The sequence below is a fragment of the Plesiomonas sp. genome, assembly GCF_051652165.1.
GTDB lineage: Bacteria > Pseudomonadota > Gammaproteobacteria > Enterobacterales > CAMTGL01 > Plesiomonas.
This window is the reverse complement of the sequence record NZ_JBOFTR010000007.1, coordinates 163908-176287: the sequence shown is the minus strand read 5'-3', so window position 1 is coordinate 176287 and position 12380 is coordinate 163908. Positions and strand designations below refer to the sequence as shown.

Genomic DNA, 12380 nt, shown 5'->3' with positions numbered 1-12380 from the left:
TCAACAAATAGCTTTATTGGTTAAAATAACGCCTATTAACATTTATCTTTCTAAAAATTAAATCACCATTTAGGCTGATAACATTTATTTACGCGCATGACTTTGTGCCCACTGCATAAAACGTTGCTGTGTTTTAGTATCTGCCTGCTGAAACCAATATTGCAACATTTGTTCTGATACGTTCTCACCTTTTAACGTCACTGTTTGTTGGCTAACCGTTTGTGTGTTAGAGACTGGCGTTATAGGCGTAACAACATTTGTTGTAGTCGGTACAGCTAATGCTGCTGTTACTGGTGCAAAATCGGCTAATGCAGCCGCGGCATTAGAGTGGTTATAACTTGCCAGTGCATCTTGCATATTACGAGATGACATCAAACCATCTACATTAAGAACATCAGATTTATACGGAATATTTTTTCCCGTTTGGTCGACTAAATGAAAATTTAATGCTTGGTTAAAACGCTTCCCTTCACTGTCAGTATCCAAGCGTGGTAAAGCGATTGATACATTTTGATCGGCAGTGGTTTCAAAAGAGACAATAATAGGTGACGACGTAAACAGTGTTTGATCAGAACCTGAACGAACAATTTTCTCTACACGAAACAAAATTTGACTGGTGCTATTGGGTAATTTGATATGATTTGTTGATTTTAATAGGCTGCTTGGCACTTTATTACCATCAACCATCAGTAATTCGATATTATTCGATACGTTAAGATTAGCGGCTAACAAAGGTGCAGAACAAGATAACGCCAGCATCCCAGCGTAAAGATGGCGCAATTTCATGTGGATCTCCTATTATTGACTGAGTGTTGTACTATCAATGGCAATAGCAATTTTTTGAGGGTATTTACGGATGCCATTTTAAGCAAAATTTTGAATCAAACGATGCTGAATCATACAACACTTTGCAATCACTTCCTGAGACAGATATAAAGCTGTGATGCAGATCAACCCAGTTACCAATTTACTCACAGGAGTTTGCGATGAACGATCAGAGTATCAAACAGATATTACAAACCACTCGCACCATTGCACTCGTTGGAGCAAGCAATAAACCTGAACGGCCAAGTTATCGGGTGATGAACTATCTTTTACAGCAGGGCTATCGGGTTATTCCGGTAAATCCCGGTTTAGCAGGAAGTATAATTTTGGGCCAAGCTGTACAAGCGAGTTTGAGTGAGATAAGTGAACCGATTGATATGGTTGATGTTTTTCGCAGTGCTGATGCCGCTTATGCTATTGCACAAGAGGCTATAGCTATCCGCGCAAAAACCTTATGGTTACAACTCGGTATCATCAATGAAGAGGCAGCAACCTTAGCTTTCTCTGCAGGATTACACGTCGTAATGGATCGTTGCCCTAAAATTGAGTTACCACGTCTTAAATTAGCAAAACCCAATGCCGAATAAGCACTTAGCCATTACATACTCAAGTGTATATTGTTAATTTACGCATAAAATCAGTGTAAAAAGAGAAAAATAAGTAGCAAGCGTAAAATGTTAACGTTTGCTACTCTAAAAAAAGTAAAAATACACTGATATGCTTTACGTATTTGGCAATAACATTAATGTAACGTAAGAGGTAATGCGAGCTGCTCTTGAATGGCTTCGGCTATATCATCCATATCGGGTTGATCAGGATGCAAGGGTTGTGTTTCTCGATCAAGCTGAACTTCAGCAATATAAGTATGTACAGGTTCACCATTTTCATTTTGAATCAATACATGATACCAAGGTGCTCTGCATAAGGCTTCATCCAAACCCATCTCTGCGGGTGTTGGCTCTTGTAATGAATAACTCGCATCGACATCAAGAATAACCCCAAGAAAGCCTAACATCTTATGGCGAACTTGCTGCCCTGGTTTAAATTTTACGGCAATCATGATGTCCTCCTTACATACCTTGTGGCTCTCTCTCAATCTGGGGGACTCATTACAAAATATCAAGTATAACGAAAAAATATTATGCCTTTCTAATGGTTTAATACTACGTAACGCAAGATAAGCAAAGTCTACTTATACTTTGCTTATCTTATAAATACTTATCTTATCAGTATAGTGCATTTATAGCGCATCACTGTGTATGAGCACTCTGTTTTGTTGACAAATGTAGCAATGATGCTTGCCTTACTTTGTAAGCAATAAAGTGTCTATATCAGATAAAATAGCAGTACAAAAATGGTCTACTGTTATGCACTTAGATAACACGACATGCAAATCCCTTTAAGTATAAGCCTTCTGGATAACTACTGATGACTGGGTGATCAGCCGCTTGTGAAAAGTAATCGACAAACTGCACTTCACGTTTAGCATCAAGCGCAGCATCAGCTAAAATTTTTTGGAAAAGACCTGACTCCATCAGACCTGAACAGGAGTAGCTCAACAGCATGCCTTCAGGATTTAAAAGCTGCATCGCCAGCATATTGATGTCTTTGTAACCACGGCAACCACCGGCCAGTTGGCTTTTATTCTCAACAAATTTTGGTGGGTCCATGATGATGACATCAAATTTTTCGCTCCTATCACGGTATTCTCGCAGTAATTTGAACACATCAGCACGGATAAACTCCGCTTTACTCATATCAAAACCGTTCAATTCTGCATTTTGGCGAGCAATATCAAGAGCGGGCTGAGAAATATCAACGTTAACAACGCTGTCACAACTACCTTTGAGAGCAAACAGACCAAATGCACCGGTATAACAAAAACAGTTTAATACGCGCTTTCCTGCCACATAGCGGCTGGCAGATAAACGGCTCTCGCGCTGATCAAGATAAAAACCGGTTTTATGGCCACCTTTAATATCCACCATAATCTGCACACCGTTTTCACGAATTGGCAGATATTTAGGAGGCTCTTCACCGAAGAGTACACCTGTAGTTTCAATCAATCCCTCTTTTTTGCGCACAGCAACATCAGAACGCTCGTAAATATTGCACTCTGGATAACATTCACGTAGCGCATTTATTAAGGTGAGACGCTGGAAATCGGCCCCAGCAGAGAGCAGTTGCAGCACCAAATAATTATCGTAGCGATCAATAGTGATCCCTGGTAAACCGTCTGATTCCGCTGCAATCAAGCGATAACCGGTTAGATCATCACGCGCCGCTATCACATTACGCCATGCTTGTGCTTGCTTAAGTTTACGAACAAAAAACGCCTGATCGATCTCTTCATTGTGGTCAAATGTCCACACACGGGCGCGAATTTGTGAATCAGCAGACCATGCTGCTCGAGCCAGAAAATGGCCTCCCTTATCACATACATCAACGGTTTCACCAGAAAGTGGTTTTCCTTCAACACGCTCAATAGCGCCTGAAAAGATCCAAGGATGACGGCGTAACAGCGATTTTTCACGGCCTTTTGCCAAAATTACACGTGCAGACATAGTTTATGTGCTCAAAGTTTTACCACAACAGATCACTATTCTCGGTGAGCTATCGTATAAATGCAATCAACAGGCTTGGCTATCTGCTTTTGTCTTGGTTGTTTTATCGCCAAACAAAAATAATACGCTGTAATACAGAGCATTAAACATGCTTTTTCCAATAATCATCAAGGTGTTAAATATTCTGATATCGCACAGGATAAGTGCTCAATGCTCACATTAATGTCATATACTTTAGGTGTGATTAGGTTAAAATATAAACAGAAATATCGTTAATACATAACCGATTTAGTTCTGATGACACATTTATTACCATTTATAGCCATGCTACTTAGCCTACTATTTTCAAAGAGAGATGATGTATGAGTAAGATCAGTATGAAAATCTGTATTGCAGGCTATGTTCAAGGGGTAGGGTTTCGCTATTTTACTCAACAACAAGCCCAGCGGCTCGGTCTAAAAGGCTATGCACGTAATCTAAATGATGGCCGAGTAGAGGTTTTGGCCTGTGGTGATGAACTGGCAATCAATATGCTAATCAACTGGCTCAGTGAAGGCCCTCGTTCAGCCAATGTAGAGTGTTTAATGGCTGAAGAAGTGCCTTTTTGTGAGCTCACCGAGTTTGAAATACGTTAAGTAGACAACGATTCACAGCTTACTGATAAGGTGATTAACAGATAAGATAATGTGGTAATTCTATCAAATACACTTTACTGGTTTAGGTAAACCGGCAATTTTTGTAGCTTGTTTGGCTGGGCCTTCTGGAAACAGTTTGTATAAATAGCGGCTATTACCCTTCTCTTCACCGTATTTTTGTGCCATGGCTTTTACTAGCATTCGAATAGCCGGTGAGGTGTTATATTCTTGGTAAAATTCACGTACAAAGCGTATAACTTCCCAATGTGCCTCTGAAAGTGTAATCCCTTCGTCCTGTGCTATGAGCTCGGCTAAGGCTTCATGCCAGTCTTGACTATTTTTTAGATAACCTTTCGCATCAGTTTCAATCTGATGGCCTTGATATTCCAACATGGATTTTCTGCTTCTTACTTAATCAGGTTATTGAGTAAAAAACCCTGCTAAAAGCAGGGCTTGATGTTCATGTGCAGAGTAATACTCGGCTAAATGATAATTATATGACGTATTCAGTTATCGCGCAGATTATTCGTCGCGCATAATACCTAAAATACTCAGTAAACTGATAAACAAGTTATACAAAGAAACATATAGGCTGACTGTTGCACGAATATAGTTAGTTTCACCGCCATGAATAATATTGCTGGTTTCAAACAAAATCATGCCCGATGAGAACAGAACAAACAGTGCGCTAATAGCCAGATTCATTGCAGGCATCTGTAAGAAGATCCCCGCCACCATCAGGATTAACAGTGCAATTGCGCCTGCGGTCAGCATCCCGCCCATAAAAGACATATCTTTACGGGTTGTAAGCACATATGCCGAACAGCTGAAAAAGACTAATGCGGTACCGCCTAGTGCAGTAAGAATAACATCACCAGCTCCGGCTTTTAAAAATGCACCCAGCAATGGGCCAAGGGTATAACCCATAAAACCTGTTAGTGCAAAAACAGCGATTAGCCCTTTCGCACTATTAGCGTAACGTTCAGTCATAAATAGCAGGCCATAAAAACCCACCAGTGTTAACAGAAAACCTGGGCGCGGCCACCCCATCAGCATACTGGTTGTTGCAATAGCGGCAGAAAAAGCGAGTGTTAAACCAAGCAAAAAATAGGTATTTCGCAACACCTTATGTGTACTTAGCAAACTCGTTTCACGTTGTGTGATAACGATAGGTTCCATGGTCTTATCCTTATTTATCAATCAAAAAAATAACGTCATGTTGTGAAAAATGTACACAGCAAAAAGCACATTACGCAAAATTACTGCTGTAGTGGCCTGAGTATTGTTTTTGTTCCGGTATCATAGCGGATTATTGTGGATTATGTTTCCTATATATAGGCTTGTGTGACGAAGTTCAAGTCTATGTGTTTGAACATTTTGAACACAAAATCAGATAAAAGTGCCGATAAAACGTGCGGGATGTTGAAAATATGCGCATTCAGTTTTATAGGGGGTTTACATGAGTAAAGTAGATCTCTATAGTGCACATCACCCAAGTGGAGGAGTGGCCGAGCGGTTGAAGGCACCGGTCTTGAAAACCGGCGACGCGAAAGCGTTCGTGAGTTCGAATCTCACCTCCTCCGCCACTTGGGTCTATACACTTTCTTATCTCTTCACTTTTGTACCTTCCCGTAATATTGTCAGCTATTCTTTAATTTACTCTCTTTTACTTTATCCCAATACGTTTCTATTTTCGTTCTGTACTCTCTTTTCTGTACTGTAATACCGTGATTTTATATACGCAAGGAACTGCTCGCTATGTACCGAAAGTTAGGGCTAGGTGCATTACTTATTATGCTGATTTCACTCTATTTTATTTTTGGACTACAGCATATTTTGACTCTCGAACACCTCAAAGAGAGTTATACCAATTTATTGCACTGGCGTAATACCGCCCCGCTTCAGGCATGGTTAGTCACTTTTACACTCTATATTACTGTTGCGATGCTCTCTTTACCTGGTGCAACTATTATGACGTTGGCTACTGGCGCACTGTTTGGATTAGCGCAAGGCGTTTTGTTAGTCTCTTTTGCCTCTAGTATTGGCGCTACACTGGCTTTTTGGGTTGCTCGTTATTGCCTGAAAGAGAGCGTAGAGCAGCATTTCCCAGCACGTTTACAAATAATTAATGCTGGATTAACCAAAGAGGGATTACTGTATTTATTAACGTTACGCTTAATTCCGCTATTTCCATTTTTTTTAGTTAATATTTTAATGGGGTTAACACAGATCCGTAGCCGCACATATTATTGGGTAAGTCAGCTTGGCATGCTACCTGCTGCACTAATTTATGTAAATGCAGGAACTCAACTTAGCCAAATTCGTTATCTTACAGATATTTTATCACCCACAGTTTTTAGCTCTTTGTTGCTTATCGGTATATTTCCTGTTTTTATAAAAAAATGTATTAATCTGCACACTAAATCTACAAATAAGTAAATGCGTGAACAAGTATTAATTTAGCTTATACTACCATGAGTATATTGCTTCCCTATTGTATATTTAATATTCACGCTATTAGTTTTCCGCAAGGATAATGATCCATGTTTACCCGCCTACACAATTTCACCACTTTAGTCCTTATTTTTTGTTTAAGCTATTTGCACACAGGCCATACCAAAACCATTATAGAGCCTACTACTGCAAGTACCACATCGTGGAAAACGCTTGAGCAACAAGCCCAAGGGCAAACACTCTACTTTAATGCATGGGGTGGTAATGAAAATGCCAATGATTATTTGCAATGGGCAGCGAAAGAGGCGAAAAAACGCTACGGTATTAATGTTGTACTTGTCAAAATAGCCAACATTGACGAGGCGATTGCCCGTATTCAAGCAGAAAAAAAGGCCGGTAAAACAGAACAGGGTTCTGTTGACCTGTTGTGGGTCAACGGTGAAAGCTTTCATACATTAAAACAATCAGGATTACTATATGGCCCGTGGGTAGAGCATTTACCTAACTGGCAATATGTGGATAAATCAAAACCTGTCACAGTTGATTTTTCTGAGCCTACTGAGGGGTTCGAAGCACCATGGGGGTTAGCACAACTCACCTTTATTACTGACCAGCAATATACGACTACGCCACCAACATCTGCAGCCAAGCTACTCACATTTGCTCGTCAACACCCAGGCCGAGTCACTTATCCACAGCCCCCTGATTTTCACTGTGTAGCACTCTTAAAACAGTTATTAATTGCGCTTACACCTACCCCTACGTTATTGCAACAGCCTGTATCTGAACAAGTATTTAGGCAGGCAACTGCACCTCTTTGGCACTACCTTGATCAACTGCATCCCTTTTTATGGCGACAGGGGCACAGTTTTCCTTTAAATGCAGCCACCATGAATACTATGTTAGCAGATGGGGAGCTTGTGTTGTCACTGAGCTTTAACCCAAACGAGGCGGCCAGTTTCGTGCAACAAAATCGCTTACCGCCAAGTACATATAGCTTTGGTTTTTCTGCCGGGATGATCGGTAATGTTCACTATCTGGCCATTCCATTTAATTCAAGTGCCAAAGCAGCCGCACAAGTTTTCACCAATTTCTTACTGTCTGCTTCAGCACAACAACGTAAAGCAGACATCACAATATGGGGTGATCCTTCCGTGTTAAGTTCCACGCACTCAACATTGGCCATACCACAAAATCCAACACTTTCGGCCAGTGGCCATCCCTTAAAAATATCAGAAACACCAATATTAATTGAGCCTCATGTCAGTTGGATTACACCTTTAGAACAAGAGTGGTTACGCCGTTATGGACGCTAACTTATTAAGACAATACATGCTTTTGTGCATGTTATCACAACAGAAAAATTGATGATTATATGAGCCGATACATACAGATAAGATGGATTTCTGTTTTTTCAATCCTACTAGTCGGGTTGATATTTATACCGGTGATTATTGGCTTACTACAAACAGCAGCCCCTTTTTTCTCTGTACCTGTATGGCATAGTTTGTTTATTGCACCACAATTTTTACCTGCACTCTTATTAACTCTCAGCTCAACAATGAGCTCTACATTACTGGCTTTAGGGCTGATGTTATTTACCGTTGTTAGTACCTATCCACACCGGCGTTGGCATAAAACTGGCTACCAACTACCACTGTTTTTAGCACTGCCTCACCTTGCATTTGCTGTTGGTATTGCGTTTTTAATTGCCCCTTCAGGTTGGTTCTCCCGTTTACTTACCCCTCTTTTTGCATGGTCTAGCCCTCCAATGTGGCAAACCATCCATGATCCTTATGCCATCACATTGACCGTGGCTCTGGCTATCAAAGAGAGTTGGTTTTTACTTTGGGCTATGTCTGCATTATTGCAAAAAAAAGCGATACAACAGCAACTCACCGTTGCTCGTAGCTTAGGTTATGCACATCAACAAATTTGGTGGTATATTCTACTACCGCAGCTACTACCCCAACTGAAGTGGCCTTTGATTGCTGTTGCTGCTTATAGCCTGTCGGTCGTAGATATGGCGTTGATTCTTGGGCCAACAACGCCTCCTACATTGGCGGTACTTATCAATCAATGGCTTCACGATCCTGATATTCAGATCCAGCAACAAGGATATATCGCAGCGTTACTACTTCCCTGCTTACTATTTGGATTATACCTGTGTAGTACTATAATATGGCGCATTATCACACCCTGTTGGCAACACCCTAGCGGTGTTCGGTGGTACAACGCATGTTGTGAAAAAAACCACTCTAACTCTATTATCACAGGCACAATCACCCGTATTTTGCGATATGTATCAACGTGTATTCAGTATCTATTATGCGAGTTATCTTTTCTTTTCGGCTGGCTTAGTTTGCTCGTTATTATACTTTGGTCTATTGCTGATGGATGGTTTTTTCCTGCTGGCTGGCCTGCCCATATCAATATTCATCGGTGGCTAAATCACGATTACACCCCCTTGCTCCATACTTTTTTCATTGCGCTTGTCAGCGTTATTATTGCGTTAATGGTCTCCCTTTTATGGTTAGAGTGGGGCTCTAAACGCTTACATTCATTACTCTATTTCCCGTTAGTTATTCCCGCACTTCCTCTAGCAAGTGCACAATATTTGGTTTTATTACATACACAACTTGATGGTAATAATAGCGCAGTAATCTGGAGTCATTTACTGTGGGTTTTTCCTTACATGTTATTAATACTTAGCGGCCCTTATCGTGCTATTGATCCTCGGTTTGTGATAACTGCAAAAACGTTAGGTTATAGCCATTGGAAAAGTTGCTTATATATTAAATGGCCATTACTGCGCCAACCTATTTTATTTGCATGTGCCGTGGGTGTTTCAGTCAGTGTAACGCAATATTTACCCACTCTTTTTGCTGGTGCAGGTAAAATATCTACCGTAACAACCGAAACGGTTACACTCAGTTCAGGTGGTAATCGCCAAATATTAGCGATTCAGACTTTACTACAAACTTTATTACCACTTTGTGCATTTGTGTTCGCTACATATTTTGCACAAAAGCAAAAAAACAGATCTTAATTGTAGGATATACAGCACACTGATTTTAACTCTTGAAGGATATTATCTAATTTGAGTACTTCCCACTTAGCAAACAGCTTAAAACTTGATAACGTTTTTTTACAAGCGGCCCCGTCCTCTACACATACTTTTTTACCGCTTGGCCCACTGAATGTGAGTGCTACGGGAGGAGAGATTATAACCCTTATGGGATCTTCAGGATGTGGCAAATCCACTCTGTTGAACTGGATAATTGGTCATCTTGATCCCGTATTTCAAGCTCATGGTACAATCTGGTTAAACGAGGTACGGGTTGATTTACTCCCTACAGAACAACGGAAAATAGGTATTCTTTTTCAAGATGACCTGCTCTTCCCACATTTAACTGTAGGGGGAAACTTGGCTTTTGCACTTCCCGCTGGAAAAAGTAAAACAGAAAGACAAGAGGAGATCGAACAAGCATTATCAGAAACAGGGCTAAATGGCTTTTATCATCGCTACCCACAAACACTTTCTGGTGGGCAACGCGCACGAGTCAGTCTATTACGCACACTTCTTGCTGCACCATGTGCGCTACTGCTTGATGAGCCTTTTTCTAAACTTGACCAAATACACAGGCAACAGTTACGAGAATTTGTTTACACACAAATAGTCAAACGACAAATTCCGACACTGTTGGTAACTCATGATCATATCGATATTCCACCTCATGGGAAAATTATTGAGCTAACACGGACAATATCCCCCTCAGAGAACGTATAATAATGCTTGATCGGTTTGTTTTAACACATACTCGCCCAGCACAAATATGGCTGGCATACCGTGCAATACAATTGGGTTTCACCGCAGATCGGCTTACTTTATGTGGGTTTGCTATTGGTATTAGTGTCATTCCCTTATTGGCATTTCAGTTACCATTATGGGCACTTATAGCAATACTGATTAACCGTCTTTTTGATGGCTTAGACGGCACTGTTGCCCGTTTAAATCAGCCAACAGATCGGGGTGGATTTTTAGATATTGTACTCGATTTTTTATTTTATTCTGCCGTTCCACTGGGTTTTGCACTCTATTCTCCGGTAGAGAATGCACTCGCAGCAGCAACGCTAATTTATGCGTTTATTGGAACCGGTTGCAGCTTCTTAGCATTTGCTACTATTGCCGAAAAGCAGGGGTTAGCCAGTACCATCTATCCGAAAAAAAGTTTTTACTACTTGGGTGGATTAACTGAGGCGAGTGAAACCATTTTAATGTTCACTTTAATGTGTTTATTTCCACAACACTTTAATCTGCTGGCCTATCTGTTCTCAGCACTTTGCCTAATTACTACCCTAACGCGTATTTATGCTGGTTGGAAAATGTTCTCCTCTCAATCAACCCTATCAAAATAATGATATTTACTTCTCATCATGCAAGCACTGCAGTTAATATAAAACCGGTGTAATAACATTGATTATTACACCGGTTTTTATTATTTTATCGCATCTATTATTAATTTATTCATTACATGGTAAGTCATACTGATATTATTGAATCTGTTGCGCTTTACGCTCACCTGTAATAATGGGATTTGTTGGGTCTAAACTCCACTCATACCAACCGCCATCATAAACACTGACACTTTTCCAACCCATAATCCATGCATAAAAAAAGGCTTCAGAAGCACGCCAGCCCGTACCACAATAAAATGCTATCTTATCTGTAGGCTGAATATTCCAACTCTTCCACATCGTCTGTAATTCAGATGCGGTACGCATTGTCCCATCAGGATTATGCAGATCTTCTACATGGCTGGCATCACTACCACCACCGCCCCATTTCGCACCAGGAATATCCCCTTTAGCGTTAATATAACTATAACCACTGGTTTCACCAATAAACTCAGGCCAGCTACGAATACTGACTAAAGATGTATTTTTTTGTTGTAACATCTCTTTTGCCTGCGCTAGTGAAGTTAGATATTCGGGATGAACGGGAATAGTAGCACCAAAGTTTTTAGCCGGTATTGTTGATGTAGGGAATCCTAATTCTGTTGGGTAATCTGCTTTTTTCCATGCTGACCACCCTCCATCAAGTAAACGCACATCTTTTACACCTACATACATTAAAATATTTGCTGCTCGGGCTGCAGCCATTGTTTCACGGCCATATAAAATTACGGGCGTATCAACAGTAATACCTTGCTCTAAAAGCAACTTATTTAGTGCAATATTATCAACCTTATTCCATAGCGGTTTTGATTCAAGTGAATTAGTATCAATATATCCAGAGTTTGGAATATGGCCAAGCAAATAGGCCTTAGGCATCCCCCACTCAACAGCAATCACTTTCCAATTTTTTTCTGGTGCATGCACCACAGGTTTTCCGGAAATTAAATCAGCTAACCAATTTGCAGGAACCAGTTTTGTATAACGGGGAAGCACACTCAATCGGTTAACATCAGTTAATGCATCAGTTAAGCGATAAATAGAGTGAAAACCCAATGCCATTAAACGCTGTTGTACTTGTTTAATTTCTGCTTCTGAACCATATAATGCAATAGGTTTTTCGGCTATCAATTTTTTTTGTGCTAATAGTTTACGTAATTGCAGATTATCAAGATCAGGCAACCAAACCGCAGCTAGATTCAATGCATTAGGTTCATGCCCACTTATTTTACTTTTCGATTCGGGCCAACCATTATAATTAGCACTAGGGCGAGTATCAATAAGAGGAATATTTTGACTAATCGCTTGCTGAACAGAGAGCGTTGGTAATGACACAACAGGCATATCCATCACCTTAGCAACGGCAGAAAATGCCCAAAAGGATAATATTGACCATACGAGCAGCACAATGCACTGCTTGACCCGTTTTCGGGAGCATTTGAACTTT

Annotated in this window: 13 protein-coding genes and 1 tRNA gene; 8 read left to right on the top strand and 6 right to left on the bottom strand. The window is 40.5% G+C overall.

What is annotated here, in order from left to right; all coding sequences use genetic code 11:
* Positions 1–84: 84 nt before the first annotated feature.
* The gene (locus ACRC53_RS06545) at positions 85–786 is read right to left on the bottom strand and encodes a DUF2057 family protein (RefSeq protein WP_438642697.1); all 702 of its coding nucleotides are present in this window, start codon (positions 784–786) and stop codon (positions 85–87) included.
* A gap of 200 nt (positions 787–986) precedes the next feature.
* Here ACRC53_RS06545 and ACRC53_RS06540 point away from each other — a divergent pair, with 200 nt between their 5' ends.
* The gene (locus ACRC53_RS06540; protein ID WP_438642696.1) at positions 987–1412 is read left to right on the top strand and encodes a CoA-binding protein; all 426 of its coding nucleotides are present in this window, start codon (positions 987–989) and stop codon (positions 1410–1412) included.
* Between the two features lie 155 nt (positions 1413–1567).
* On the opposite strand, the gene hspQ is transcribed toward ACRC53_RS06540, so the two are convergent.
* Positions 1568–1885 (bottom strand): heat shock protein HspQ, encoded by a 318-nt coding sequence (gene hspQ, locus ACRC53_RS06535; RefSeq protein WP_438642695.1) that lies wholly within the window; start codon positions 1883–1885, stop codon positions 1568–1570.
* A 313-nt stretch (positions 1886–2198) separates the two neighbouring features.
* Positions 2199–3389, bottom strand: a complete 1191-nt coding sequence (locus ACRC53_RS06530; RefSeq protein ID WP_438642694.1) for a class I SAM-dependent methyltransferase — start codon at positions 3387–3389, stop codon at positions 2199–2201.
* 362 nt (positions 3390–3751) lie between these two features.
* Here ACRC53_RS06530 and yccX point away from each other — a divergent pair, with 362 nt between their 5' ends.
* The gene (gene yccX / locus ACRC53_RS06525) at positions 3752–4024 is read left to right on the top strand and encodes an acylphosphatase (protein WP_438642693.1); all 273 of its coding nucleotides are present in this window, start codon (positions 3752–3754) and stop codon (positions 4022–4024) included.
* 63 nt (positions 4025–4087) lie between these two features.
* Here the strand turns inward: yccX and tusE are convergent, their stop codons facing one another.
* Both tusE and ACRC53_RS06515 read right to left on the bottom strand, forming a co-directional pair.
* Positions 4088–4417, bottom strand: a complete 330-nt coding sequence (tusE, locus tag ACRC53_RS06520; RefSeq protein WP_438642692.1) for a sulfurtransferase TusE — start codon at positions 4415–4417, stop codon at positions 4088–4090.
* Between the two features lie 129 nt (positions 4418–4546).
* Positions 4547–5203: a Bax inhibitor-1 family protein gene (locus ACRC53_RS06515; RefSeq protein ID WP_438642691.1), complete on the bottom strand. Its 657-nt coding sequence runs from the start codon at positions 5201–5203 to the stop codon at positions 4547–4549.
* A 319-nt stretch (positions 5204–5522) separates the two neighbouring features.
* Between ACRC53_RS06515 and ACRC53_RS06510 the strand changes: the two genes are divergently transcribed.
* The 6 genes from ACRC53_RS06510 to ACRC53_RS06485 all read left to right on the top strand — a co-directional run bounded on the left by ACRC53_RS06510 (position 5523) and on the right by ACRC53_RS06485 (position 10897).
* Positions 5523–5610: transfer RNA gene (locus ACRC53_RS06510), tRNA-Ser, on the top strand.
* A gap of 172 nt (positions 5611–5782) precedes the next feature.
* Positions 5783–6463: a TVP38/TMEM64 family protein gene (locus tag ACRC53_RS06505; protein WP_438642690.1), complete on the top strand. Its 681-nt coding sequence runs from the start codon at positions 5783–5785 to the stop codon at positions 6461–6463.
* Between the two features lie 104 nt (positions 6464–6567).
* A complete protein-coding gene (locus ACRC53_RS06500; RefSeq protein ID WP_438642689.1) occupies positions 6568–7794 on the top strand; it encodes an ABC transporter substrate-binding protein in 1227 nt (408 codons plus the stop codon).
* A 131-nt stretch (positions 7795–7925) separates the two neighbouring features.
* Positions 7926–9527 carry an ABC transporter permease gene (locus ACRC53_RS06495; RefSeq protein WP_438642688.1) on the top strand — a complete coding sequence of 534 codons (1602 nt, stop codon included), beginning with the start codon at positions 7926–7928 and terminating at the stop codon, positions 9525–9527.
* A 51-nt stretch (positions 9528–9578) separates the two neighbouring features.
* The gene (locus tag ACRC53_RS06490; protein ID WP_438642687.1) at positions 9579–10268 is read left to right on the top strand and encodes an ATP-binding cassette domain-containing protein; all 690 of its coding nucleotides are present in this window, start codon (positions 9579–9581) and stop codon (positions 10266–10268) included.
* A gap of 2 nt (positions 10269–10270) precedes the next feature.
* Positions 10271–10897, top strand: a complete 627-nt coding sequence (locus ACRC53_RS06485; RefSeq protein WP_438642686.1) for a CDP-alcohol phosphatidyltransferase family protein — start codon at positions 10271–10273, stop codon at positions 10895–10897.
* A gap of 135 nt (positions 10898–11032) precedes the next feature.
* Here ACRC53_RS06485 and ACRC53_RS06480 read toward each other — a convergent pair whose 3' ends face one another.
* On the bottom strand, positions 11033–12340 hold the full coding sequence (locus tag ACRC53_RS06480) for a rhodanese-like domain-containing protein (protein ID WP_438642685.1): 1308 nt from the start codon (positions 12338–12340) through the stop codon (positions 11033–11035).
* Positions 12341–12380 lie beyond the last annotated feature (40 nt).